This window comes from Klebsiella sp. K5-306 (assembly GCF_051835185.1).
Lineage (GTDB): Bacteria > Pseudomonadota > Gammaproteobacteria > Enterobacterales > Enterobacteriaceae > Klebsiella > Klebsiella oxytoca.
In genome coordinates this window covers 254,462-278,693 of record NZ_JAIFJY010000004.1, presented here as the reverse complement: position 1 = coordinate 278,693, position 24,232 = coordinate 254,462, and the positions used below count along the sequence as shown (strand labels likewise).

Genomic DNA, 24,232 nt, shown 5'->3' with positions numbered 1-24,232 from the left:
CAATAAAACGTTATAACATAACAATATTAAAAGAAGCGTAGATTGTAAATTGGCGTCAACAAAAGGAAATGCTGCAAAATGTTACAGACTCCTCTCCGGACGGAGAGGAGCGCAGAAGGCGGGATTACTGCATCCGGGCCTGAGAAACCGCCAGGCCCAGCTGCCAGACGGCCATCGCGTAATGGGTGCTGTGGTTATAGCGGGTGATAGTGTAGAAGTTCGGCAGGCCGTACCAGTACTGATAGCCGGTACCGACATCCAGACGCAGCAGGCTCGCCTGCTGATGGTTACCCAGCGGCTGGGTCGGGGTTAATCCTGCCGCCGCCAGCTGCGAGACGCTGTATTTAGTTTTAAACCCATTGTTCAGGCCAGGCGCCTGGCCCAGCGCCTGTACCGCGACCAGATCGCCGCTCACCCAACCGTGCTGCTTGAAGTAATTCGCCACGCTGCCGATGGCATCGACCGGATCCCACAGATTGATATGCCCGTCGCCGTTAAAGTCCACGGCATACTGCTTATAAGAAGAGGGCATAAACTGACCATAGCCCATTGCCCCGGCGAAGGAGCCTTTCAGATCGAGCGGGTCATCCTGTTCGCTGCGCGCCATCAGCAGGAACGTTTCCAGCTCGCCGGAGAAGTATTCGGCGCGGCGCGGATAGTTAAACGACAGCGTCGCCAGCGCATCGAGGATACGGGTTTTACCCATCACCCTGCCCCAGCGGGTCTCAACGCCAATAATCCCGACGATAATTTCCGGCGGCACGCCGTAAACCTGGTACGCGCGGTTGAGCGCATCCTGATACTGGTTCCAGAACGCCACGCCGTTCTGCACGTTATCCGGGGTAATAAACTGTTTTTTATAGCGCAGCCAGGCGCCGTTTGGCCCTGACGGCGGCAGCCCGGTCGGCGCCTGGCGGTCCATCAGACGCAGAACATAGTCCAGACGTTTAGCCTGCGAGAGGATCTCATGCAGCTGCTGTCGGTCAAAGCCGTGCTTGCTCACCATCTTGTCGATGAACTGCTCCGCCGCCGGGTTATTCGCGAAATCACCGCTCATCTGCATCACGTTATGCTGCGGCTCAAGTAAAAAACCGCCCGTGCCGCCCGCCATTTCCTTTTCCGCGGGGGTTTGAGGTTTGCTGCTGCAGGCAGCGAGTAGAACGCAAAGAGGGAGTAAAGCCAGATAACGACGCTTCAACATGGGACATCCATTCAACAAATCGGCAAGGGATAATTATGGTAAAGCATGCGCCCGCTCACAAGGAAGCGGCGACGATGTAAATTCTTTTTTCTTGCCGTTTTTGCTTATGCCTCGCCGGATCTTTCTTTCACTTCAGCTATAAACTTTCAAAATAAAATATTTATCTTTCATTTTGCGATCAGTTTAACACTTTTAAACCTTTTAAAATGATTAAAATTAGCCGCCAGTTAGCAAGAAAAATAACACGCTGAAGGAGAGAACAATGATTGAAGTCGTTACCCACGGCGCCGAGTGGTTTATCGGCCTGTTTCAGAAGGGAGGCGAGGTATTCACCGGAATGGTCACCGGGATCCTGCCTTTGCTGATCAGCCTGCTGGTGATCATGAATGCGCTGATCAACTTTATCGGTCAGCAGCGGATCGAAAAGCTGGCGCAGCGCTGCGCCGGTAATCCGATCTCGCGCTACCTGCTGCTGCCCTGCATCGGCACCTTCGTTTTCTGTAACCCGATGACCCTGAGCCTTGGGCGCTTTATGCCCGAGAAATACAAACCGAGCTACTACGCGGCGGCCTCCTACAGCTGCCACTCAATGAACGGCCTGTTTCCGCATATCAACCCCGGCGAACTATTCGTCTATCTGGGGATCGCCAACGGGCTGACCACCCTCGGCCTGCCGTTAGGGCCGCTGGCGGTGAGCTATTTGCTGGTGGGTCTGGTGACGAACTTCTTCCGCGGCTGGGTAACCGATCTGACCACGTCGATTTTTGAGAAAAAAATGGCCATCCAGCTTGAGCAGAAAGTCCACCTGTCAGGAGCGACATCATGACCCGTATTCGCATTGAAAAAGGCACCGGCGGCTGGGGCGGACCGCTCGAACTGGACGCCGTTGCCGGTAAAAAAATTGTCTATATCACCGCGGGCACCCGTCCGGCGATCGTCGATAAAATTGCCCACCTCACCGGCTGGCAGGCGGTCGATGGTTTCAAAGAGGGTGAGCCGCCGGAAGCGGAAATCGGCGTGGCGATTATCGACTGCGGCGGCACCCTGCGCTGCGGTATCTACCCGAAGCGCCGCATCCCGACCATTAATATTCACGCGACCGGCAAATCGGGTCCGCTGGCGCAGTATATCGTCGAAGATATTTACGTTTCCGGCGTCAAAGAAGAGAACATTTTCGCCCTGGAAGATGGCCCCTCCCCGGCCCCGCAGGCCGCGCCAGCCCAGCCGGCGGTCCGCGACTATGACACCAGCAAGAAAATCACCGAGCAGAGCGACGGCCTGCTGGCCAAAGTCGGTATGGGTATGGGTTCCGTCGTGGCGGTGCTGTTCCAGGCCGGGCGCGACACCATCGATACGGTGTTGAAAACCATTCTGCCGTTTATGGCCTTCGTCGCGGCGCTGATCGGCATCATCATGGCCTCCGGCATCGGCGATTGGGTAGCCCATGGCCTGGCGCCGCTCGCCAGCCATCCGCTGGGCCTCGTCACCCTGGCGCTGATCTGCTCTTTCCCGCTGCTGTCGCCGTTTCTCGGCCCCGGCGCGGTCATCGCCCAGGTTATCGGCGTGCTGATTGGCGTGCAGATTGGTCTCGGCAATATTCCGCCGCATCTCGCCCTGCCCGCGCTGTTCGCCATCAACGCCCAGGCCGCCTGCGACTTTATCCCGGTTGGCCTGTCGCTGGCGGAAGCTCGCCAGGATACGGTGCGCGTTGGCGTACCGTCGGTTCTGGTGAGCCGCTTCCTGACCGGCGCGCCAACGGTGCTGATCGCCTGGTTCGTTTCCGGATTTATTTATCAATAAGAGGTGCCTGAAGATGACCGTGATTTACCAGACCACCATTACCCATATCGGCGCCAGCGCGACGATGGCGCTGGAGGAGCAGATGCTGATCACCTTCCGCGAAGGCGCCCCGGCCGATATCGAAGAGTACTGCTTTATTCACAATCACGGCGAGCTGTCCGGCGCGCTGGCGCCGGGCGCGGAGCTACAGCTTGGCGAGCAGCGCTACCCGGTCACCGCCGTCGGCGACGTTGCCGAACAGAACCTGCGCGAGCTGGGCCATATCACGCTGCGCTTTGATGGTCACCGCGAAGCGGAATTCCCCGGGACCGTACACGTGGCGGGCCCGGTGCCGGAAGGCATCGCCACCGGCTGCGTACTGAAATTTGTTGCTTAAGTTGTAAGGAGAAAATTATGAATCAGGTTGCTGTTGTCATCGGTGGGGGACAAACCTTAGGAGAGTTTTTGTGCCGCGGGCTTGCCGCAGAAGGCTATCGCGTGGCGGTAGTCGATATTCAGAGCGATAAAGCGACCCGCGTCGCCCAGGCCATCAACGCGGAGTATGGCGAAGGCACGGCGTGGGGCTTCGGCGCGGACGCCACCAGCGAAGCCAGCGTGGTCGCCCTTGCTCGCGGAGTGGATGAAATATTTTCCCGCGTCGATCTGCTGGTCTATAGCGCCGGGATCGCTAAAGCGGCCTTTATTAGCGATTTCGCGCTGGGGGATTTCGACCGTTCTCTGCAGGTGAATCTGGTGGGCTACTTCCTCTGCGCCCGCGAGTTTTCCCGCCTGATGATCCGCGACGGCATTAAAGGTCGCATCATCCAGATCAACTCTAAATCCGGCAAAGTGGGCAGCAAGCATAACTCCGGCTATAGCGCGGCGAAGTTCGGCGGCGTGGGTCTGACGCAGTCGCTGGCGCTGGACCTCGCGGAGTACGGTATTACCGTGCACTCCCTGATGCTCGGCAACCTGCTGAAGTCGCCGATGTTCCAGTCTCTGCTGCCGCAGTACGCCACCAAGCTGGGGATCCCCGAAGAGCAGGTCGAGCAGTATTACATCGATAAAGTCCCGCTAAAGCGCGGCTGCGATTACCAGGACGTACTTAACGTGCTGATGTTTTACGCCAGCCCGCAGGCTTCATACTGTACCGGGCAGTCCATCAACGTCACCGGCGGGCAGGTGATGTTTTAAAACGTTGCGCACTGTTTCCCCGGAGGCGATGCTGCGCATCTGTCCGGGCTACCGATTATGCGGCTGTCTGGTAGCCCGGACAGGCGCAACGCGCCGCCTCCGGGGAAATATCGCACACGCCTTAAGGAGACTTTATGGTTACCGCACTTATCACCGTCGCCGCCATCGCCTGGATAACCCAACTCGCCTTTGGCGGCTGGCAAATCAGGCAGTTCAATCGCGCATTCGATCGGCTGTGCCAGCAGGGACGCGTCGGCGTCGGCCGTTCCTCGGGGCGGTTCAAGCCGCGCGCCGTCGTCGCCATCGCCGTCGACGAAAACGACCGCATTTGCGATACGCTGCTAATGAAAGGCCTCACCGTCTTCGCCAGGCCGCAAAAAATCCCCGTCCTGACCGGTAAACATCTTAAGGAATTGCAGCCTGATGTGATCTTTCCCAATGATCCGCTTTGTCAGAATGCACTATTATTAGCGCTTAATCCGAAACATGGATAATTTCGTTGTGAACGTTTATATCTTGCGAAATTATCATTTCGAAACTTTAAACGCAGGATACAACGCTTATGAAACCACGTCAGCGCCAGGCAGCCATTCTCGAGCACCTGCAATCGCAGGGCAAATGCTCGGTCGAAGAGCTGGCGCAACACTTCGACACCACCGGCACCACCATCCGTAAGGATCTGGTGATCCTTGAGAATGCCGGTACCGTTATCCGTACTTACGGCGGCGTGGTGTTAAATAAAGACGAGGCCGATCCGCCCATCGACCACAAAACGCTGATTAACACCCATAAAAAAGAGCGGATTGCCGAAGCCGCCGTCAGCTTCATTCACGATGGCGACTCGATCATTCTTGACGCCGGCAGTACGGTGCTGCAAATGGTACCGATGCTCAGCCGCTTCAATAACATTACCGTGATGACCAACAGCCTGCATATCGTCAACGCCCTCTCTGAACTGGATAACGAACAAACCATCCTGATGCCGGGCGGCACGTTTCGCAAAAAATCGGCCTCCTTTCACGGCCAGTTGGCGGAAAACGCCTTCGAACACTTCAGCTTCGATCGACTGTTTATGGGCACCGACGGCATTGATTTAATCGCCGGCGTCACCACCTTTAATGAGGTTTATACGGTCAGCAAAGCGATGTGCAATGCCGCCCGCGAAGTTATCCTGATGGCCGACTCGTCGAAGTTTGGCCGCAAAAGTCCCAATATCGTCTGCGGCCTGGAGAGCGTGGACAAACTGATTACCGATGCCGATATCAGCCCGGAATTTAAGCGGGCGCTGGAAGACAAAGGCATCGAAGTCATTATTACTGGAGAACATCATGAGTAACTTTCTGTTAGAAGCCGGACGCCAGACCCTGATGCTGGAGCTTCAGGAGGCGAGCCGCCTGCCTGAACGCCTGGGCGACGACTTCATCCGCGCGGCGGAAACCATCATCCACTGCGAGGGCAAACTGGTCGTCTCCGGTATCGGTAAATCGGGTCATATTGGTAAAAAGCTGGCCGCCACCTTCGCCAGCACCGGCACCCCGGCATTTTTTGTTCACCCGGCGGAAGCGCTGCACGGCGACCTCGGAATGCTCGACAGCCGCGACGTGATGCTGTTTATCTCTTACTCCGGCAGCGCCAAAGAGCTGGATCTTATCGTTCCGCGCCTGGAAGAAAAATCCATTCCGCTGCTGGCGATGACCGGTAAATCCACTTCACCGCTGGCGCTGGCGGCCAAAGCGGTGCTCGATATCGCCGTAGAGCGCGAAGCCTGCCCGATGCACCTCGCGCCCACCTCCAGCACCGTCAATACCCTGATGCTCGGCGACGCGCTGGCCATGGCGGTCATGCAGGCCCGCGGCTTTAACGAAGAAGATTTCGCCCGTTCGCACCCGGCGGGCGCGCTGGGCGCGCGGCTGCTGAACAAAGTCCATCATCTGATGCGCCGCGATGGCGACGTGCCGCGCGTCGCTAACGACACCAGCGTCATGGACGCGATGCTCGAACTCAGCCGCACCGGCCTGGGGCTGGTGGCGGTTTGCGATGAACGCAATCACGTGCAGGGCGTCTTTACCGATGGCGACCTGCGCCGCTGGCTGGTGGGCGGCGGCAGCTTACAGGATATCGTCAGCCAGGCAATGACCCGCAACGGCGTCACTCTGCAAGCGGAAAGCCGCGCGATAGAAGCCAAGGAGCGCCTGATGAAGCACAAAATCAGCGCCGCTCCGGTAGTGGATGAAAACGGCCAGTTGGTCGGCGCGATTAACCTGCAGAACTTTTATCAGGCCGGGATCCTTTAAGCCCCAGACGTTTCGCCAGCCGGTGCAGGTTGGCGACGTCGAGCTCCAGCGCGCGGGCGGCTGCGGCCCAGTTTCGACGGTTATCCGCCAGCGCTCTGGCGATCGCTTCGCGCTGAAACGCCTCTGTCGCCTCGCGCAGGCTTACCGCTCCCACCGACGGCTGCGGGGTAACGGTCGGCAAGGCCGGCGTTTCCTCGGCAAACTGGAAATGCTGCGGCTCCAGCACCACTTCATTACCCGCCTGCGTCGCCCGCGCCAGCACCACCGCCCGATGAATAGCGTGCTCCAGCTCGCGCACGTTGCCCGGCCATGACCACGCAAGCAGCCTGCCGCGCGTCGCCTCGCTTAAAATCACCTGCGCCAGCCCCATGCGCACACGGCACTGTTCGCAAAAATAACCGGCCAGCAGCACCACGTCATTGTCCCGCTCGCGCAGCGCCGGAACCGACAGCGGAAACACGCTCAGCCGATGATACAAATCGGCGCGAAAACGCCCCTCCACGACCTCCTGACGCAGATCGCGATTAGTGGCCGCCAGCACCCGCACATCGACCCGCAGGCTGCGGTCGTCGCCGACGCGCTGAATATCGCCATACTGCAGTACCCGTAGCAGCTTGGCCTGGAGCGCCAGCGAAAGCTCGCCAATTTCATCGAGAAATAGCGTTCCGTTATCTGCCATTTCAAACTTACCGCTGCGGTTGCTGATCGCCCCGGTAAATGCCCCTTTGACGTGGCCAAACAGTTCGCTCTCCGCCACGCTCTCCGGCAGGGCCGCGCAGTTGAGATAGACCAGCGGATTGGCCGCCCTCGGCGACCCCTGATGCACCGCTTTCGCCACCAGCTCTTTGCCGGTGCCGGTCTCGCCGCTAATCAGCACGTTTAAGTCAGAGGCCGCGACGATGTCGATCTCCTTCTTCAACTGCAGCATCGGCGCCGACAGGCCAATGATCTCCTGACGTTCGGATACCGGATACGCGATAGCCTGTTCCGGCAGCACGTTTTGATTCTCCAGCCTGGCGATCAGCAGCGCGTTATTGAGCGCTCCGGCGACCAGAGCGGCTATCAGGCGCAGCTCCTCGTCGCTAAAGCTGTCAAAACGGTCCGCATCCATCCCGTCGAGGGTGAGCGCGCCGATCAGGGTTTGTCCGGCAAACAGCGGCAGGCCGACGCAGGCGTGCACCTTCAGGCTCTCCTGACCGGGGATCAGCCCATCGTAAGGGTCCGGCAAATCGCTGTCCGCCGGGAACCGCACCACGTCCCCCGCCCGGGCAATCGCCTCCAGCCGCGGGTGGCCTTCAAGGGCAAAGCGCCGGCCAAGCACGTCCTGGGCCAGGCCATCAATCGCCAGCGGCACAAACTGGTGCGCCTCATAGCGCAGCAGCGCCGAGGCATCGCAGCCGAGTATCTGCCGCAGGGTGGTAATCAAACGCGAGAAACGGTCGGCATGGCCGAGATCGCTTTGTAAATCAATGGCGATTTTCGCCAGGGCCTCGACGGAGAAACTCATGTTCGCCTCATAGTCATTTTGACATTTAACATAGTCATATCGACTATTTTAACCATTGTCATTTTGACATCAATGAATTTTAATAAAAATATAAAAACCATTAAATTCAATAAATTAAAAAGTTGGCACGCAACTTGATATAAGCAAAACATCCTATTTGAACAATGCTGAATTAATTGAGGTTGCTATGTCTATTCTGGTTAAAAATAACATTCATTGGGTTGGCCAACGCGACTGGGAAGTGCGTGATTTCCACGGGACGGAATACAAAACGCTGCGCGGCAGCAGCTACAACAGCTATCTTATCCGGGAAGAAAAAAATGTGCTGATCGATACCGTCGATCATAAATTCAGCCGTGAATTCGTGCAAAATCTGCGCGGCGAAATCGATCTCGCCGATATCGATTACATCATTATCAACCACGCGGAAGAGGACCATGCCGGCGCGCTCACCGAACTGATGACGCAAATTCCGGACACGCCGATTTACTGCACCGCCAACGCCATCGACTCCATCACCGGACACCATCATCACCCGGAGTGGAATTTCAACGTGGTGAAAACCGGCGACAGCCTGGATATCGGCAACGGCAAGCAGCTGATTTTCGTTGAAACCCCGATGCTGCACTGGCCGGATAGCATGATGACCTACATGACCGGCGACGCGGTGCTGTTCAGCAACGACGCCTTCGGCCAGCACTACTGCGATGAACATCTGTTTAATGATGAAGTTGACCAGGTTGAGCTTTATGAGCAGTGCCAGCGCTACTACGCCAACATTCTGACCCCGTTCAGCCGTCTGGTGACGCCGAAAATTACCGAAATCCTCGGCTTTAACCTGCCGGTAGATATGATTGCCACCTCCCACGGCGTGGTCTGGCACGATAATCCGACGCAAATCGTCGAAAAATATCTCGAGTGGGCGGCGGATTATCAGGAAGACCGCATCACGATTTTCTACGACACCATGTCCAACAATACCCGCATGATGGCCGATGCGATCGCTCAGGGCATTACCGACGTGGATCCGCGCGTGGCGGTGAAAATCTTCAACGTCGCCCGCAGCGATAAAAACGACATTCTGACCAACGTGTTCCGCTCGAAAGGCGTGCTGGTCGGCACCTCAACCATGAATAACGTGATGATGCCGAAAATCGCCGGGCTGGTGGAGGAGATGACCGGCCTGCGTTTTCGCAATAAGCACGCCAGCGCCTTCGGTTCCCACGGCTGGAGCGGCGGCGCGGTTGATCGCCTGTCCACGCGTTTACAGGATGCGGGCTTTGAAATGTCCCTGAGCCTGAAGGCCAAATGGCGTCCGGATCTCGACGCGCTGGAGCTGTGCCGTGAACACGGTCGCGAAATCGCCCGCCAGTGGGCCCTCTCCCCGCTGCCGGCGAGCCAGGCCAAACACGCCGCGACTGAGGTAACGCCCTGCGCAGCGCCAGCGGCAGCCGATCTCGGCCCGAAAATGCAGTGCAGCGTTTGCCAGTGGATTTACGACCCCGAACAGGGCGAACCGAACCAGGACGTCCAGCCGGGTACGCCGTGGAGCGAAGTCCCGGATAACTTCCTCTGTCCTGAATGTTCTCTGGGTAAAGATGTATTTGACGTACTGGCATCGGAGGCAAAATGAGTGATGGCATCGTCATCATCGGCTCGGGCTTCGCAGCCCGTCAGCTGGTGAAAAATATTCGCAAGCAGGACCCGAACATCCCGCTGACCCTGATCGCCGCCGACAGCATGGATGAGTACAACAAACCGGATCTCAGCCATGTGGTCAGCCGCGGGCAGAACGCCGACGACCTGACCCTGCAAACGGCGGGTGAGTTTGCCGAGCAGTACAATCTGCGCCTGTTTCCGCATACCTGGGTCAGCGATATCGACGCTGATAATCAGCGGGTGAAGAGCCAGGACCGCGAATGGCGCTATGACAAACTGGTACTGGCCACCGGCGCGACGCCGTTTATCCCTCCGGTGCCGGGCCGCGAGCTGATGCTGACACTGAATAGCCAGCGAGAATACGGCGCGGCGCAAAGCCAGCTGCGCGATGCAAAAAGGGTGCTGATCGTTGGCGGCGGTCTGATTGGCTGCGAGCTGGCGATGGATTTCTGCCGCGCCGGCAAAGCGGTGACGGTCGTGGATAACTCCGCCAGCGTGCTGTCGGCGCTGATGCCGCCGGAAGCCAGCAGTCGACTGCAGCATCGTCTGACCGACATGGGCGTGCATCTGATGCTGAAGACTCAGCTGGAAAGCCTGGAGCAGAGCGCCGACGGGATTCGCGTCACCCTCGACCGCCAGCGTACGGTGATGGTGGATGCGGTAGTGGCGGCCGCCGGTTTGCGCCCGGAAACGGCGCTGGCGCGGCATGCGGGGTTGAAAACTCACCGTGGCGTGGTGGTGAACAGCCAGCTGCAAACCAGCCATCCGGCGATTTACGCCCTCGGCGATTGCGCGGAAATCAACGGCATGGTCCTGCCTTTTCTGCAGCCGATTCTGCTAAGCGCCATGTGTCTGGGTAAAAACCTGTTGGCCCAGCAGGGCGAGCTCAAGCTGCCGCCGATGCTGGTGAAGGTCAAAACGCCGGATTTACCGCTGCATCTGGCGGGCGATACCCGGCGTGAGGATCTGACGTGGAATATCGTTGCCGCCAAAGATGGCCTGGTCGCGAAAGGCGTTGACGCCGAAAACCGGCTGCGCGCGTTTGTGGTTAGCGAAGATCGCATGAAAGATGCTTTTGCCCTGCTCAGGCAGCTGGTGAGTTAACCTCGATGAAATGAGGTTATTCCCGGGTCGCGGCGTAAACGCCTTACCCGGGCTACCGGATCTCAGACGGCAGTAGCCCGGGCAGGCGCCTTGCGCCGTCCCCGGGAGCAGCGCGCAGAGTGGCATAATTTCCCGGAGGCGATGCTTGCGCATCTGTCCGGGCTACCGCCAGCAGACGGCTGTTAACCTGTAGCCCAGCTAAGCGCAGCGCAAGCCGGGGAAAGCCCAACCTACCGCGCCAGATTATCGTACCCGCGCCAGCGGTAGTTGAGCACCGACAGCACCCAGCAGGCCACGAACAGCCCGACCACTGCAAAACCGGCGTCGCCGAGATGGTCGTTCAATGCGCCGACCCAGCGCCAGACGCCGCCGCTCAGAGAGAACTTATCCATCAACAGCCCCAGCGCCTCCAGGCCGCCGATAAATAGCGCCACCACCACCGAGGTACCGGTAATAGTCATATTGTAATAGAGCTTGCGCTGCGGCTTGCTGAACGCCCAGCCGTAGGCGCCGACCATCAGCACGTTATCAAGCGTATCCACCAGCGCCATTCCGCTGGCGAACAGCGCCGGAAAAACCATAATCGACCAAATCGATACCCCGCTCGACGCGCTGGCGGCGGAGATCCCCAGCACGCCGACCTCCGTCGCCGTATCAAAGCCGAGGCCAAACAGAAAACCCACCAGATACATCTGCCAGCTGCGGCTAATCAGGCGGAATGTTTTCGCGAATAGCCAGCTCATCATACCGCCGCCGGTCATAATCTCATCGCTCACCTTTTCGCCCTGCTTCCACGCCTGAAAGCTGCGCCAGACGCTGCGCAAAATGACCAGGTTGATAAGAGCCATCACCAGCAGGAACAGCGCCGATACGGCGGTGCCGATAACGCTGCCGGTCTCGTGAAACCAGCTCATCTGCTGGCCAAACGCGGTGGCGGTCGCGGCAATCGCCGCCGAAGCCAGCACCACAATCGACGAGTGTCCCAGAGAAAACCACGCGCCAACGGCAAAAGGCCGCTTCCCCTGCTGCATCATTTTGCGGGTCACGTTGTCGATCGCCGCGATATGGTCGGCGTCCACCGCGTGGCGCAGACCATATCCCCAGGCCAGCAGGCTGGCAGCCATCAGCGCGCCGCTGCCGCCGAACGCCGCAAACGCCCAGCCCCAGGCCAGCAAATTGGCGGCAATTAATGCCAGCACCAGCGCCGCTGCGCGCGGCTGCTGACGCAAAATCGTCACTATCATATGGGTATCCTTTAAGCCTGCAGGCGGGCCGCAGCGACGATCGCCTGGCCGAGGGCAATGGCGCCATCGCCGGCGGGCAGCTGCTGCGGAAAGAGCAGAGTAAAATCGGCCAGATAAAAGGTCAATCGCGCCGTCAGCAGCCGGTTGTGCAGCACTCCGCCGCCGAAGGCCAGCGTGCGAATATTGCGCGCGCTCGCGCAATCGCGCATCATCGCCGCCAGCCCGCGGGCCAGCGCATCATGAAAGGCCCAGGCTTTTTGCGCCGGGCCCGCCTGCCAGCTCAGCCACTGCCGCCAGAACGTCGCCAGGTCCAGTTTACCTTCGCGCCACGTCAGGGTCACCGGATGATCCACGCCTTCGCAGGTCGCCGCCAGCGCTTCCAGACGGCATGCCGCCTCCCCCTCATAGCTCAGGGCTAGCGGCGCACAGCCCAGCGCGCAGGCGACGGCGTCAAACAGACGGCCGCACGACGATGCCTGCGGCGCATTAATACCACGCTCGATTGCTCGCGCCAGCAGCGGCCAGTTTTGCTGGCGCAGCGCGGCTGTGTCGGCATAATTCTGCCATTCAGGGACAAACGCCAGGCAGTGGGCGAGCAGATTGCGCCACGGCTGACGCGCCGCGAGGTCGCCGCCGGGCAGCGCCACCGACGGCAGACCGCCGAGATGCTCACACTCGCGATAGTTGACCCGCAGGCACTCGCCGCCCCACAGTTCGCCATTCTCCCCCATCCCGATGCCGTCGAGCGTCAGGGCAATCACGTCGCCGCCCTCCAGCGGCCAGCGATGCTCGGCCAGGCACGCGGCAGCGTGGGCATGATGATGCAATACCCGCTCCACCGGCAGCATAAGCGACGCCGCCCACCGCGAAGCGCGGTAGCCGGGATGGGCGTCGGCAACCACCCGCTGCGGCGTAAAAGCGTAGATCTCCTGCATCAGGCGCAGCGCCTGCCGCCACTGCGTCTCAACGCCCTCCTCGTCGAGATCGCCAAAATGCTGGCTGAGCACCGCTTCGTCGCCGCGCAGCAGGCAGAACGTATTTTTCATATCCGCGCCGAGGGCCAGCAGGGGCGGCGCATCGTGAAACCCCGGCGGCAGCGCCAGCGCGTCCGGCACGTAGCCGCGGGCGCGACGCAGCATCTCGCCGCTTTGCCGCACTACGGAATCATCCATCCTCTGCACAATCTCGCGGTTATGCAGCAGAAAACCGTCGGCAATCCCGGCTAAATCCGCCAGCGCCTCTGCGTTGGTTAACGCCGGCGGGCGACCGCTAAGGTTGCCGGAGGTCATCACTAATGGGCGCGCCAGCGCCTGCGCAAGTAAATGCTGCAGTGGATTAGACGGCAGCATCCCCCCTACTTCCGCAAGCCCTGGCGCAATCTGGTCGCACAGCCCGGCCACCTGCGTTTTATCCAGCAGCACGATCGGTGCGGCGGGGGACGTGAGCAGCGTCACCGCCGGTTCATCGAGCCCCGCCGTTGTCGCCAGCATCACCGCCAGCGGTTTCGCCGGCCGATGCTTACGCGTCCGTAGCCTCGCGACGGCCTCAGGATTTCCGGCATCGCACAACAGATGGAAACCACCCAGCCCTTTCACCGCCACTATATCGCCCGCCATCAGGCGAGCCGTCGCCGCTTCAAGAGCCGCCTCGCCAAATGAATGCGCCTGCGGCCCGCGCCACTCCAGCCGTGGCCCGCACTCGGCGCAGGCTACCGGCTGCGCGTGGAAACGGCGATCGGCGGGGTCGCCATACTCCGCCGCACAGGAGGTGCAGAGTGGAAACGGCGACATAGAGGTCAGTGGACGGTCGTAGGGCATGGCGCGAATAATGGTAAAGCGCGGCCCGCAGTGGGTGCAGTTGATAAACGGATAGCGGTAGCGGCGCTCCTGCGGGTTGTTCATTTCCGCCAGGCATGCCGGGCAGGTAGCGGCATCGGGCACAATCTGCGTGCGCATGCTTCCGGCCCCGCTTTGGCGAATGGTAAAGCCTGGCGGCGCGGCGTCCCAGACAAAAGGCGCCGCTGCCGCGCTGTCGATACGCGCCAGCGGCGGGCAGCGCCGGGTTAACGCGGCGAGAAATGGCGCATCACCGCCGACAAGGCGCACCAGCACGCCGTCGCCGTCGTTGCACACGTCGCCGCGCAGCCCCAGCTGCTGCGCCAGCTGCCAGACGAAGGGGCGGAATCCCACCCCCTGCACTTTACCGCGAATGCGGATCTGCACCCCGTTCATTGCGCGACCGGCCTACCAGGCCAGCGCGGTACGGCGGCGTTTTTCGATATTCATCTGTTCGAGCTTGTTGCGGTCGACGCAAATCAGCGCGTGGGTCGGACAGGCATCCATACAGGCCGGGCCTTCCTCACGGTGGTGGCAAAGGTCGCATTTGTTGGCTTCGGCTTTTTCCGCCATCACGTTCAGCCCCGCGCCGCTGTGGCGGATAACCGGGCGCACCACCACTTCCATGGCGCCGTACGGACAGGCCACCACGCAGGTTTTACAGCCAATACAGCGCTCCTGCATCACGTGGACGAAGCCCTGGTCGCGGCTGATCGCGCCGTTCGGACAGACGTTGGCGCACGGCGCGTCTTCGCACTGACGACAGGCGGTGGCCGTCGACACGTTAACGCCTTTGATCACGTGAATACGCGGTAAAAAGCTTTTTGGCGTCAGCGCGGCGCAGTCCTGATTTTCCTGATGAGAGACCACGCAGGCCACTTCACAGGTGCGGCAGCCGATGCATTTGCTTGCGTCGGCGATAATGAAACGGTTCATCCATTTCTCCAGCAGTAAAAAGGTTACGCGCCGGAGTATGCATAATACGTTCCAACTTTTATCTAATTGATATTAAACAAGATAAATACGGAAGATACTGTCATCGTCAGTTGTGACGATGACAGCTGACGACGTCAGGCATGCGGGCCGGGGACCACCGAGTCGCGTTCAATCAGCTCGCCGGGGAAGAGTTGCTGAAATTTAAAATCGCCGCCGTCGAGCATAAAGATCAGCCGGTTGATGCTCTCTTTGATCATCTCCGTCACCGGAACTTTGACGCTGGAGAGCGCCGGAACCATATACGGCGCCAGCACGATATCGTCAAACCCCACGACCGAGACCTGCTCCGGAACCTTGACGCCGATCTGATGCAGCTGTTTCATCGCGCCAACCGCCATGTCGTCGTTGCTCGCCACCAGCGCGCTGTAGCCGACGCGGCGCTGGCGCAGCGTTTCAACCCCCGCCGCGCCGGTTTCCGGCGTCCAGCGGCCTTCGACGATCAGATCGTTATTCAGGGCAATCCCGTGGCGGGCCAGCGCGTCTTTATAGCCCGAGAGACGCTCAACGCCGGTTGGCGAATCCAGCGAACCGGTAATAAACGCGATTTCCCGATGGCCCAGCGCGATAAGCTTTTCCACCGCCATCATCGCCGAAGCTTTTTGATCGGACCAGACGCAGTGGCTGGCGTTGCGGCGCAGGCGGCGGTTGAGCACCATGATGGGCCGCTCATGATTTTCGATAATCTCATCCATCTCATCAACGCTGAGAAAGCGCGGATAGATAATTATCGCATCGCAGCGCAGATCGAGCAGATACTCAATCGCCTCGCGCTCCTCCTCCGCGCTGTGCTTGCCGTCGGCGAGGATCAGCTGCCGCCCTTTGTCTTCGGTCATCCGCGCGACGTGGTAGAGCAGTTCGCTGAAATAGACGCCGTGATAAAGGGTGTTGGTCACCACCAGCCCGAGGGTCTGCGTCTTTTTCGTCGCCAGGTTGCGCGCCAGCAGATTCGGCCGGTAGCCGCTTTCGGCCACCGCCTGGAAGACGCGATCTTTGGTCTCCTGGCTGACATAGCCGTTCCCCGACAGCACCCGCGAAACGGTGGCCTTTGACACCCCCGCGCGCTTCGCTACCTCCAGCATCGTTGCCATGTGGTTATTCCTGTTGCCAATGTTGCCCGCAGTGTACTGCACACGCTGCGCTTTTTCAGCATTTGCGCGTCGCCCGCGCGGATGCGCACACAGCGATCAAAATCACAAAATCGAGATCTTATTTTTTTATTTCTTGTATGCATTCATGAAACTAATCATGATTTTGTGGAACCGGTTTCCTATGTATGCATGATGCCGCACCGCTTTCCGGCGCGGTGATAAGCCAGTACCCCATTGATAAACAGGATAAAATCCGATGTCTAAAAATTATGCAGCTCTGGCGCAGCAGATTATCGCGGCAATCGGTGGCGCAGATAACGTTGCCGCCGTCACCCACTGCATGACCCGCCTGCGTTTCGTGGTCAAAGACAACGAGCGGGTCGACAGCGCCACCCTCAAAGGGCTGAAAGGCGTGCTCGGCGTGGTGCGTAGCGATAACCAGTGCCAGGTGATCGTGGGCAATACCGTCTCCCAGGCGTATCGCGAAGTGGTCGCGCTGCTGCCGGGGGATCTGCGCCCGGCCGAACCGCAGGGGAAACCGCCTATTACCCTGAAACGCATCGGCGCCGGGATCCTCGACGCGCTGATCGGCACCATGTCGCCGCTGATCCCGGCGATTATCGGTGGATCGATGGTTAAGCTGCTGGCAATGATCCTCGAGATGACCGGCGCGCTGCCCAAAGGCGCGCCAACGCTGACTATTCTGACGGTGATCGGCGACGGCGCGTTCTTCTTCCTGCCGCTGATGGTCGCCGCTTCCGCAGCGGTGAAGTTCAAAACCAATATGTCGCTGGCGATTGCCATTGCCGGGGTGCTGGTGCACCCGAGCTTTATCGAACTGATGGCCAAAGCCGCCCAGGGCGAGCACGTGGAGTTTGCCTTTATTCCGGTGACGGCGGTGAAATACACCTATACCGTGATCCCGGCGCTGGTGATGACCTGGTGCCTCTCTTATATCGAACGCTGGGTCGACCGTATCACCCCGGCGGTGACAAAAAACTTCCTTAAACCGATGCTGATCGTACTGATCGCCGCTCCGCTGTCGATTCTGCTGATCGGCCCGCTCGGCATCTGGATCGGTAGCGCCATTTCCGCGCTGGTCTATACGATCCACAGCTATCTCGGCTGGCTGTCGGTGGCGATCATGGGCGCCCTGTGGCCGCTGCTGGTAATGACCGGGATGCACCGGGTCTTTACCCCAACGATCATTCAGACCATCGCCGAAACCGGCAAAGAGGGCATGGTGATGCCGTCGGAAATCGGCGCTAATCTGTCGCTGGGCGGCTCGTCGCTGGCGGTGGCGTGGAAAACCAAAAACCCGGAGCTGCGCCAGACGGCGCTGGCGGCCGCGGCTTCTGCGATTCTGGCGGGGATTTCCGAACCGGCGCTGTACGGCGTGGCGGTGCGGCTGAAGCGACCGCTGATCGCCAGCCTGATTAGCGGCTTTATCTGCGGCGCGGTGGCCGGCATTGCCGGGCTCGCCAGCCACTCGATGGCGGCGCCGGGCCTGTTCACCAGCGTCCAGTTTTTCGACCCGGCCAATCCGATGACCATCGTCTGGGTGTTTGGCGTCATGGCGCTGGCGGTGGTGCTGTCGTTTGTCCTGACGCTGATGCTCGGCTTTGAAGATATTCCGCAAGAAGAAGCCGCCGCCGACGCCAGACAGCGTCAGGCCGGCACCCAGGCTTCTCACGCCTGAACACCATTTTGTTAACGAGGTAACGCATGGCGACTTTTCCACAGGGATTTTTATGGGGCGGCGCGCTGGCCGCCAACCAGTCCGAAGGGGCATATCTGGAGGGCGGCAAAGGGCTGACTACCGTCGATATGATTCCTCACGGGGCTCACCGCCTCGCGGTCAAGCTGGGGCAGGAGAAACGCTTCGCGCTACGCGAAGATGAGTTCTACCCGAGCCACGAGGCGATCGATTTTTATCATCGTTATAAAGAAGATATCGCCCTGATGGCCGAGATGGGCTTTAGCGTCTTCCGCACCTCTATCGCCTGGAGCCGCCTCTTTCCTGAGGGCGATGAGCTGGAACCGAACCCGGAAGGGATCGCCTTTTATCGCTCGCTGTTCGAGGAGTGCAAAAAGCACCGCATCGAGCCGCTGGTGACGCTGTGCCATTTCGACGTGCCGATGCACCTGGTTACCGAATACGGCTCCTGGCGCAATCGAAAAATGGTGGAGTTCTTCACCCGCTACGCCCGTACCTGTTTTGAAGCTTTTGATGGTTTGGTGAAATACTGGCTTACCTTCAATGAAATCAACATTATGCTGCATAGCCCGTTCTCCGGCGCCGGTCTGGTGTTTGAAGAGGGGGAAAATCAGGAGCAGGTGAAATACCAGGCCGCCCATCATGAACTGGTCGCCAGCGCCTTAGCGACCAAAATCGCCCACGAGGTGAATCCGCAAAATCAGATCGGCTGTATGCTGGCGGGCGGCAATTTCTACCCTTACTCCTGTAAACCGGAAGACGTGTGGATGGCGCTGGAAAAAGATCGCGAGAACCTGTTCTTTATCGATGTCCAGGCGCGCGGCGCGTATCCGGTGTGGGCGGCGCGGGTATTCCGCGAGAAAGGCGTGACTATCGCCAAAGAGTCCGGCGATGATGAGATCCTGCGCCATACCATCGATTTCGTCTCCTTCAGCTACTACGCTTCGCGCTGCGCATCGGCGGAGATGAATGCCGGCAACACCAGCGCCGCCAATATCGTTAAGTCGCTGAAGAACCCGCACATCAAGGCCAGCGAATGGGGCTGGGGCATCGACCCGCTCGGCCTGCGCATCACCATGAATATGATGTATGACCGCTACCAGAAACCGCTATTTCTGGTGGAGAACGGTCTCGGCGCGCGCGATGAGGTGGAGGCTAACGGCGAGATTAACGACGACTATCGCATCAGCTATCTGCGCGAGCATATTAAAGCGATGGGTGACGCTATCGAGGACGGCATTCCGCTGATGGGCTACACCAGCTGGGGCTGTATCGACCTGGTATCCGCCTCCACCGGTGAGATGAGCAAGCGCTACGGCTTTGTCTACGTTGACCGCGACGATGCCGGCCGCGGCACGCTGGCGCGAAAGCGCAAAAAGTCGTTCTGGTGGTATAAGAAGGTGATTGCCAGCAACGGGGAAGATTTGGCGTAGTGCGCCCCGCAGGCTGAGGGATACTCAGCCTGACAAACACCTGCAACAAGGAAATTTTCCCGGCTCGCGCTGCGCTTAGCCGGGCTACAGGTTCATCAACGCCCGCGGACCGGTAGCCCGGAGAGATGCGCAGCATCGCCTCCGGGACTGGCAAACGCCAGGGTGACAAAAGTCGTCGTAGCCCGGACAGATGCGCAGCATCGCCTCCGGGAATGGCAAACGCCAGGGTGACAAAAGTCGTCGTAGCCCGGGTAAGGCGTTTACGCCGCGCCCCGGGAAAAAAGTAAACCTGCTCCCCCTGATCGAACTCCAGGCTTGCGCTGCGCTTAGCCGGGGAACGCCGGCTCCTCTGCGGCTTCAAGTGCCGCAAACCCCCCCTGCCCCTGCCACCCATCAAGCCGCGCGTACACCGCTTCGACCGCGTCCTTAATCGGCTGGGTCATCGGGTAATAAAAGCCGACGATATCCGGCTGAATACCCAAGAAAATCACCTCGCCGATATCCTCTTTTAGCTGATCGATCAGATAGTTGAGCGGCATATTGTGGGTAGTCATCATAAACATCTCGGCGATATCGTCCGGATCGACGATGCGGATCTCGCCGGGGTTCATGCCCATATCGGTGGCATCGACGATCAGCAGGCGCTCGGGGCGCAGCTCGCGAATGGCGACGATATCGTTTTCCGGCGCGCTGCCGCCGTCAATCACCACCCACTCGCCGACGGGATTAGCCGCGCACATCTCCGCCAGCAGCGGGCCTGCGCCGTCGTCGCCCATCATGCTATTGCCGACACAGAGTAAAACGTCAGTCACGGAGTCTCCTCACCATCAGATAGATGGCGCTTTCCTGGTGAATATCATGCAGCATACTGAGCATAGTTTTGCTCCACGCCTGCTGCTCGGGCGTCTGTCGCGCCAGCGCTTTATCAAAAGCGTTAGCCAGCATCGTCACATGATTGCTGTCGATAACAATCTCGCCGTACTTCGGCACGCCTTCCATTTTACGCCGCGCGGTGCTGCCCTCTTCGAGGGTCGCAATCCACGCCAGATACGCCTGCCACGGGCAGCTCAGCGCCGCCTCGAGGCAGTCGATGACGCCGAGGTGGTGGCCAATCGCCAGGCTGTAATAGACCACCTGCTGCGCCTGGTCAGGCGTCGCGTCGTTCTCATCAATAAATTTACGGCTCAGCTGACTGAACACCACCGTCTCGCTCATCGGATACGCGCTCCTTCTACGACCTGGTTCAGATGGGTGACGATCTCGGTCAGACGCGGATCTTTTTCCGCCTCCAGCCAGCGCATCACCTGGCTATCGCCCTGCCCCAGCAGGCGCATATAGTCATCGGCAATCTGCCGGCCGTAGCGATAGCCCGCCAGCCGGCGCGCTTCGCGATCGATGCGCACCCGCAGCGGCTGTACCATATCCGGGTGCAGGAGTTCGGTCGGCTGCTCGTCCTGCTCGCCCGGCACGCGGGCGTGGATTTTCTGTTCCAGCAGGCCCAGCGCCATCGCGAATCCGTACAGCGTCGCGGCCGGGGTGGGCGGGCAGCCGGGAATATAGACATCCACCGGCACGATTTTATCGGTTCCGCCCCACACGCAATAAAGGTCGTGGAAGATGCCGCCGCTGTTGCCGCAGGCGCCATAGGAGATGCAGATTTTCGGATCCGGCGCGGACTGCCACGCGCGCAGCGCGGGAGAACGCATCGCCCGGGTCACCGCCCCGGTAAACAGCAGAATATCGGCGTGACGCGGCGACGGCACCACTTTGATCCCAAAGCGCTCGGCGTCGAACAGCGGCGACAGGGTGGCGAAAATCTCGATCTCGCAGCCGTTGCAGCCGCCGCAGTCCACTCTATAAACGTAGGCGGAACGCTTAATTTTCTTCAGCAGCGATGCCTTCATGCTGGCGATGGACTCATCCACCGTCATCGGCACCGGAATGCCGTTGTCATCGCGCGGGCCTAATAAGTTGCTCATCAGCTGGCCTCTCTCATATGGCGAGTCAGTTCAATACGGTCGGACGGCACCAGGCACTTCTGGCGTTTGCACTCCGGGCAGGTCTCGAAGCTTTCGCGATGCAGCTCGGCGCGGCTATCGCCGTTGTGTTTGAGCAGCGCGATGGCATAGTCGATCTCTTTCTGTACGGCGAATGGGCGTTCACACACCCGGCAGTGGCAAATGGCAAAACGCGATTGCTGGAGAAAATCCTCTTTCTTCCATACCGCCAGCTCGTACTCCTGAGAGAGCTTAATCGCCGCCGTCGGGCAGACCTCTTCGCAGCGTCCGCAGAAAATGCAGCGCCCGAGGTTGAACTGCCACGCCAGCTGGTTGGTGGCGAGATCGGTTTCTACCGTCAGGGCGTTCGACGGACAGGCGTTAACGCAGGCGGCGCAGCCGATACACTGCTGCGGATTATGCTCCGGTTTGCCGCGGAAATTTTTATCCACCGGCATCGGCTCCAGCGGGTATGAGTGCGTCGCGGTGCCGGTTTTGATGACTTTTTTAATAAAGGTAAACATGGCGATTCCTTATTTCAGCGGCGAGTTCTTACGCTCGATGCTGTAGCGCTCCAGCTCTTTGTACGGCACCACTTTGCTCTTCTTCTTGCGCACGTCGACCACCGTCATGCGGTCGGTACAGGAGTAGCACGGGTCAAGGCTGCCGATGATCAGCGGCGCGTCGGAGACGGTATTGCCGCGCAGCATATAGCGCAGAGTCGGCCAGTTGGCGTAGGTCGCCGCCCGGCAGCGCCAGCGGTACAGCTTCTGGTTGTCGCCGGTCATGCTCCAGTGGATATCGTCCCCGCGCGGCGCTTCCGAGAAGCCCAGCGCGAAGCGGTGCGGAATATAGGTGAACCCTTCGACCATCAGCGGGCCGCCCGGCAGGTTATCGAGGCCGAAGTCGATCATGTTCAGCGCGGTGTAGACCTCGTTGATGCGCACCTTCAGGCGCGAGATGACGTCGCAGCCCTGTTCGCTGTGCACTTCCATCGGCAGCAGGCCGTAGCCGACAAACGGGTGATCGGCGCGGGTATCGCGGGCGTGCCCGCTGGCGCGCACCATCGGGCCAACGTTGCTGAAGTCGCGGGCGATTTGCGGGTCGAGACGACCAATGCCCACGGTACGCTGCTCCATATTCGGCGTGCTGAGCAGCATATCCACCAGCTCCTGCACGTCGCGACGCATCTGCTGCGCCAGCTGGCGGGTCTGGATCATGTCCTCTTTCAGCAGATCGCGACGAATGCCGCCAATCAGGTTCAGACCGTAGGTTTTACGCGCCCCGGTAAGAATTTCCGCCATCTTCATCGAGGTTTCGCGCACGCGGAAGAACTGCATAAACCCGGAGTCGAAGCCGGTAAAGTGGCAGGCGAGGCCGAGGTTCAGCAGGTGCGAGTGCAGGCGCTCCACCTCCAGCAGAATGGCGCGGATCATCTGCGCGCGCTCCGGCACTACGATGCCCATCGCGTTCTCTACCGAAGTGGTGTAGGCGGTGCTGTGGGCGAAACCACAGATACCGCACACGCGGTCCGACAGGAAGGTCACTTCGTTGTAGCCCATCCGGGTTTCCGCCAGCTTTTCCATCCCGCGATGGACGTAGAACAGGCGGTAGTCGGCGTCGATAATATTCTCGCCGTCAACGAACAGGCGGAAGTGGCCCGGTTCGTCGGAGGTGACGTGCAGCGGGCCAATCGGCACCACGTTGTTTTTCTTGCTGCCCAGCTCGTTGATAAACTCGTAGGTTTCGGCATCGGTGGTCGGCGCCGGGCGTTGACGGTAGTCCATGCTGTCTTTTCGCAGCGGATAGAGTTCATCCGGCCAGTCGTCCGGCAGCACCAGCCGGCGCTCGTCCGGCAGCCCCACCGGCACCAGGCCGTACATATCGCGCACTTCGCGCTCGCCCCACACAGCCGCCGGCACGCGCGGCGTCACCGACGGATATTCCGGTTTATTGGCGTCCACTTCCACGCGCACGGTGATCCAGCATTTCGTGCCCTGCTCCATCGACAGCACGTAGTAGACGGCGTAGTGGCCGTTGAGCTTGCGTTCGTCGTTGCCAAACAGCACAGACAGCCAGCCGCCCTGCTTGTAGTACAGGAACTCGACCACTTCCGGCAGATAGTTGACCTTTACCGTGACCGTCAACTGGTCTTTGGTCTGCCAGGCTTCATCCAGCACCACGCCCGGAAAGGCCTGATGCAGCGCGGCGAGATAGTGTTGACCGATTTTTTCTTCAGACATGCTCAAACTCTCTTAAATCACGCCACCAGCAAGGAGACGAAGGCTAAAAAGGCAAAACCAAACCCGGCCCAGGTGACGCGGGAGGTGGCGCAAAAGCGCAGACGCGCCATGCTGTTTTCGAACAGCGCAATCACCAGCACGCCAAGCACCAGCTTGACGACGGCAACTACCAGCGCCAGCAGCAGACCGCCGACGCTAAAGCTGGTCATCTGTCCCCACGGGATAAATACGCCGACGAACATTTGCAGGACCACCAGCTGCTTGAGGCTGATGCCCCACTTCAGCACGCCGAAGCCGCTACCGCTGTATTCCGAGAGCGGGCCTTCCTGAAGCTCCTGCTCCGCTTCCGCCAGGTCGAACGGCAGCTTGCCCATTTCGATAAAGGTGGCGAAGGCGCAAGCGCACAGCGCCAGAATCAGCGGAAGAGTGCGGGCGACAGGCCAGTGATAAATGGTGTCGGTGATACTGCTGATATGGGTGGACCCGGCGACCTGAGCCGCGACCCACAGGCCGAGCAGCAGGATAGGCTCCACCAGCACGCCGAGCATCGCTTCGCGGCTCGCCCCGATAGCGGTAAACGGGCTGCCGGTATCGAGGCCGGAGATAGCGAAGAAGAAACGGGCGATGGCGAACAGGTAGATCAGGGTAATCAGGTCGCCCAGCCCCGCCATCGGCGAATCAACGGTCACCACCGGCAGCGCGGTAGCGATGGTCAGCATCACGCCGACCATCACGTACGGCGTCAGGCGGAAGACCCAGCCGGAGGCATCCGGGCCAACGCTCTGGCGCCCCAGCAGTTTCAGGATATCCCGGTACTCCTGCAGTACACCCGGACCGCGGCGATTATGCAGACGCGCGCGGGCGACGCGGGTCACCCCGGACAACAGCGGCGCGACGGCGAACAGCACCAGCGCCTGCAACAATGCAATTAATACGCTCAT

General features: G+C 59.9%; 23 protein-coding genes. 11 read left to right on the top strand and 12 right to left on the bottom strand.

The genetic code is table 11. The annotated features are described in order from the left end of the window. Positions 1 to 124: 124 nt before the first annotated feature. Positions 125 to 1,201, bottom strand: a complete 1,077-nt coding sequence (gene mltB / locus K2184_RS08960; RefSeq protein ID WP_004104816.1) for a lytic murein transglycosylase B — start codon at positions 1,199 to 1,201, stop codon at positions 125 to 127. Positions 1,202 to 1,463: 262 nt separating this feature from the next. Here mltB and srlA point away from each other — a divergent pair, with 262 nt between their 5' ends. The 7 genes from srlA (at position 1,464) to gutQ (ending at position 6,468) form a co-directional block, all read left to right on the top strand. After that, positions 1,464 to 2,027, top strand: a complete 564-nt coding sequence (srlA, locus tag K2184_RS08955) for a PTS glucitol/sorbitol transporter subunit IIC (protein WP_004104818.1) — start codon at positions 1,464 to 1,466, stop codon at positions 2,025 to 2,027. After that, on the top strand, positions 2,024 to 3,001 hold the full coding sequence (gene srlE / locus K2184_RS08950) for a PTS glucitol/sorbitol transporter subunit IIB (protein WP_064356260.1): 978 nt from the start codon (positions 2,024 to 2,026) through the stop codon (positions 2,999 to 3,001). Before srlA ends, srlE begins: the two co-directional genes overlap by 4 nt. A 13-nt stretch (positions 3,002 to 3,014) precedes the next feature. Next, positions 3,015 to 3,377 (top strand): PTS glucitol/sorbitol transporter subunit IIA, encoded by a 363-nt coding sequence (gene srlB / locus K2184_RS08945; RefSeq protein ID WP_064356261.1) that lies wholly within the window; start codon positions 3,015 to 3,017, stop codon positions 3,375 to 3,377. 17 nt (positions 3,378 to 3,394) lie between these two features. Beyond that, complete coding sequence (gene srlD, locus K2184_RS08940; RefSeq protein WP_004104822.1) at positions 3,395 to 4,174, top strand: sorbitol-6-phosphate dehydrogenase; 780 nt, start codon at positions 3,395 to 3,397, stop codon at positions 4,172 to 4,174. Positions 4,175 to 4,308: 134 nt separating this feature from the next. Next, positions 4,309 to 4,668 carry a transcriptional regulator GutM gene (gene gutM, locus K2184_RS08935; RefSeq protein WP_046877494.1) on the top strand — a complete coding sequence of 120 codons (360 nt, stop codon included), beginning with the start codon at positions 4,309 to 4,311 and terminating at the stop codon, positions 4,666 to 4,668. 68 nt (positions 4,669 to 4,736) lie between these two features. Beyond that, positions 4,737 to 5,510: a glucitol operon DNA-binding transcriptional repressor SrlR gene (gene srlR, locus K2184_RS08930; protein ID WP_004104826.1), complete on the top strand. Its 774-nt coding sequence runs from the start codon at positions 4,737 to 4,739 to the stop codon at positions 5,508 to 5,510. After that, a complete protein-coding gene (gene gutQ, locus K2184_RS08925; protein ID WP_004104827.1) occupies positions 5,503 to 6,468 on the top strand; it encodes an arabinose-5-phosphate isomerase GutQ in 966 nt (321 codons plus the stop codon). Before srlR ends, gutQ begins: the two co-directional genes overlap by 8 nt. Here the strand turns inward: gutQ and norR are convergent. Further along, entirely contained in the window at positions 6,431 to 7,975 is a 1,545-nt protein-coding gene (gene norR / locus K2184_RS08920) for a nitric oxide reductase transcriptional regulator NorR (RefSeq protein WP_004114728.1), read from the bottom strand. The genes gutQ and norR overlap by 38 nt on opposite strands. A 187-nt stretch (positions 7,976 to 8,162) precedes the next feature. Here norR and norV point away from each other — a divergent pair, with 187 nt between their 5' ends. Further along, positions 8,163 to 9,608: an anaerobic nitric oxide reductase flavorubredoxin gene (gene norV / locus K2184_RS08915; protein ID WP_163525839.1), complete on the top strand. Its 1,446-nt coding sequence runs from the start codon at positions 8,163 to 8,165 to the stop codon at positions 9,606 to 9,608. Further along, entirely contained in the window at positions 9,605 to 10,738 is a 1,134-nt protein-coding gene (norW, locus tag K2184_RS08910) for an NADH:flavorubredoxin reductase NorW (RefSeq protein ID WP_023321494.1), read from the top strand. Before norV ends, norW begins: the two co-directional genes overlap by 4 nt. Positions 10,739 to 10,968: 230 nt before the next feature. Here the strand turns inward: norW and K2184_RS08905 are convergent, their stop codons facing one another. The 4 genes from K2184_RS08905 to K2184_RS08890 all read right to left on the bottom strand — a co-directional run bounded on the left by K2184_RS08905 (position 10,969) and on the right by K2184_RS08890 (position 15,901). After that, the gene (locus K2184_RS08905; protein WP_004104831.1) at positions 10,969 to 11,982 is read right to left on the bottom strand and encodes a HoxN/HupN/NixA family nickel/cobalt transporter; all 1,014 of its coding nucleotides are present in this window, start codon (positions 11,980 to 11,982) and stop codon (positions 10,969 to 10,971) included. A gap of 11 nt (positions 11,983 to 11,993) precedes the next feature. Next, positions 11,994 to 14,213: a carbamoyltransferase HypF gene (hypF, locus tag K2184_RS08900; protein WP_163525840.1), complete on the bottom strand. Its 2,220-nt coding sequence runs from the start codon at positions 14,211 to 14,213 to the stop codon at positions 11,994 to 11,996. A 12-nt stretch (positions 14,214 to 14,225) separates the two neighbouring features. Next, complete coding sequence (gene hydN, locus K2184_RS08895) at positions 14,226 to 14,753, bottom strand: electron transport protein HydN (protein WP_004104833.1); 528 nt, start codon at positions 14,751 to 14,753, stop codon at positions 14,226 to 14,228. 134 nt (positions 14,754 to 14,887) lie between these two features. Continuing rightward, positions 14,888 to 15,901 (bottom strand): LacI family DNA-binding transcriptional regulator, encoded by a 1,014-nt coding sequence (locus K2184_RS08890; RefSeq protein ID WP_004114738.1) that lies wholly within the window; start codon positions 15,899 to 15,901, stop codon positions 14,888 to 14,890. Positions 15,902 to 16,157: 256 nt separating this feature from the next. Here K2184_RS08890 and ascF point away from each other — a divergent pair, with 256 nt between their 5' ends. Beyond that, entirely contained in the window at positions 16,158 to 17,600 is a 1,443-nt protein-coding gene (gene ascF, locus K2184_RS08885; protein ID WP_004104835.1) for a PTS cellobiose/arbutin/salicin transporter subunit IIBC, read from the top strand. A 26-nt stretch (positions 17,601 to 17,626) separates the two neighbouring features. Beyond that, entirely contained in the window at positions 17,627 to 19,051 is a 1,425-nt protein-coding gene (locus tag K2184_RS08880; RefSeq protein WP_123829895.1) for a 6-phospho-beta-glucosidase, read from the top strand. A gap of 326 nt (positions 19,052 to 19,377) precedes the next feature. Here the strand turns inward: K2184_RS08880 and hycI are convergent, their stop codons facing one another. From hycI to K2184_RS08850, 6 genes are read right to left on the bottom strand one after another with little or no spacing between them, the layout of a single operon-like run. Then, on the bottom strand, positions 19,378 to 19,863 hold the full coding sequence (gene hycI, locus K2184_RS08875; RefSeq protein WP_023321496.1) for a hydrogenase maturation peptidase HycI: 486 nt from the start codon (positions 19,861 to 19,863) through the stop codon (positions 19,378 to 19,380). Continuing rightward, positions 19,856 to 20,266, bottom strand: a complete 411-nt coding sequence (locus K2184_RS08870) for a formate hydrogenlyase maturation HycH family protein (protein ID WP_004104844.1) — start codon at positions 20,264 to 20,266, stop codon at positions 19,856 to 19,858. The genes hycI and K2184_RS08870 overlap by 8 nt, the downstream gene beginning before the upstream one ends. Continuing rightward, positions 20,263 to 21,030, bottom strand: a complete 768-nt coding sequence (locus tag K2184_RS08865; protein WP_004104846.1) for an NADH-quinone oxidoreductase subunit B family protein — start codon at positions 21,028 to 21,030, stop codon at positions 20,263 to 20,265. The genes K2184_RS08870 and K2184_RS08865 overlap by 4 nt, the downstream gene beginning before the upstream one ends. Next, positions 21,030 to 21,572 carry a formate hydrogenlyase complex iron-sulfur subunit gene (locus K2184_RS08860; RefSeq protein ID WP_004104848.1) on the bottom strand — a complete coding sequence of 181 codons (543 nt, stop codon included), beginning with the start codon at positions 21,570 to 21,572 and terminating at the stop codon, positions 21,030 to 21,032. Before K2184_RS08860 ends, K2184_RS08865 begins: the two co-directional genes overlap by 1 nt. Positions 21,573 to 21,581: 9 nt before the next feature. After that, on the bottom strand, positions 21,582 to 23,291 hold the full coding sequence (hycE, locus tag K2184_RS08855) for a formate hydrogenlyase subunit HycE (protein ID WP_014839316.1): 1,710 nt from the start codon (positions 23,289 to 23,291) through the stop codon (positions 21,582 to 21,584). 17 nt (positions 23,292 to 23,308) lie between these two features. Continuing rightward, the gene (locus K2184_RS08850) at positions 23,309 to 24,232 is read right to left on the bottom strand and encodes a respiratory chain complex I subunit 1 family protein (protein ID WP_004104852.1); all 924 of its coding nucleotides are present in this window, start codon (positions 24,230 to 24,232) and stop codon (positions 23,309 to 23,311) included.

Excerpts from the sequence above, each read along its gene's own strand:
- srlR (WP_004104826.1), top strand. The coding sequence starts at position 4,737 with ATGAAACCACGTCAGCGCCAGGCAGCCATTCTCGAGCACCTGCAATCG.
- hydN (WP_004104833.1), bottom strand. The coding sequence starts at position 14,753 with ATGAACCGTTTCATTATCGCCGACGCAAGCAAATGCATCGGCTGCCGC.
- K2184_RS08905 (WP_004104831.1), bottom strand. The coding sequence starts at position 11,982 with ATGATAGTGACGATTTTGCGTCAGCAGCCGCGCGCAGCGGCGCTGGTG.
- K2184_RS08870 (WP_004104844.1), bottom strand. The coding sequence starts at position 20,266 with ATGAGCGAGACGGTGGTGTTCAGTCAGCTGAGCCGTAAATTTATTGAT.
- mltB (WP_004104816.1), bottom strand. The coding sequence starts at position 1,201 with ATGTTGAAGCGTCGTTATCTGGCTTTACTCCCTCTTTGCGTTCTACTC.
- gutM (WP_046877494.1), top strand. The coding sequence starts at position 4,309 with ATGGTTACCGCACTTATCACCGTCGCCGCCATCGCCTGGATAACCCAA.
- norR (WP_004114728.1), bottom strand. The coding sequence starts at position 7,975 with ATGAGTTTCTCCGTCGAGGCCCTGGCGAAAATCGCCATTGATTTACAA.
- srlE (WP_064356260.1), top strand. The coding sequence starts at position 2,024 with ATGACCCGTATTCGCATTGAAAAAGGCACCGGCGGCTGGGGCGGACCG.
- hypF (WP_163525840.1), bottom strand. The coding sequence starts at position 14,213 with ATGAACGGGGTGCAGATCCGCATTCGCGGTAAAGTGCAGGGGGTGGGA.
- hycE (WP_014839316.1), bottom strand. The coding sequence starts at position 23,291 with ATGTCTGAAGAAAAAATCGGTCAACACTATCTCGCCGCGCTGCATCAG.
- srlB (WP_064356261.1), top strand. The coding sequence starts at position 3,015 with ATGACCGTGATTTACCAGACCACCATTACCCATATCGGCGCCAGCGCG.
- gutQ (WP_004104827.1), top strand. The coding sequence starts at position 5,503 with ATGAGTAACTTTCTGTTAGAAGCCGGACGCCAGACCCTGATGCTGGAG.
- K2184_RS08890 (WP_004114738.1), bottom strand. The coding sequence starts at position 15,901 with ATGGCAACGATGCTGGAGGTAGCGAAGCGCGCGGGGGTGTCAAAGGCC.
- srlD (WP_004104822.1), top strand. The coding sequence starts at position 3,395 with ATGAATCAGGTTGCTGTTGTCATCGGTGGGGGACAAACCTTAGGAGAG.
- srlA (WP_004104818.1), top strand. The coding sequence starts at position 1,464 with ATGATTGAAGTCGTTACCCACGGCGCCGAGTGGTTTATCGGCCTGTTT.
- ascF (WP_004104835.1), top strand. The coding sequence starts at position 16,158 with ATGTCTAAAAATTATGCAGCTCTGGCGCAGCAGATTATCGCGGCAATC.
- K2184_RS08850 (WP_004104852.1), bottom strand. The coding sequence starts at position 24,232 with ATGAGCGTATTAATTGCATTGTTGCAGGCGCTGGTGCTGTTCGCCGTC.
- K2184_RS08880 (WP_123829895.1), top strand. The coding sequence starts at position 17,627 with ATGGCGACTTTTCCACAGGGATTTTTATGGGGCGGCGCGCTGGCCGCC.
- norW (WP_023321494.1), top strand. The coding sequence starts at position 9,605 with ATGAGTGATGGCATCGTCATCATCGGCTCGGGCTTCGCAGCCCGTCAG.
- norV (WP_163525839.1), top strand. The coding sequence starts at position 8,163 with ATGTCTATTCTGGTTAAAAATAACATTCATTGGGTTGGCCAACGCGAC.
- K2184_RS08860 (WP_004104848.1), bottom strand. The coding sequence starts at position 21,572 with ATGTTTACCTTTATTAAAAAAGTCATCAAAACCGGCACCGCGACGCAC.
- K2184_RS08865 (WP_004104846.1), bottom strand. The coding sequence starts at position 21,030 with ATGAGCAACTTATTAGGCCCGCGCGATGACAACGGCATTCCGGTGCCG.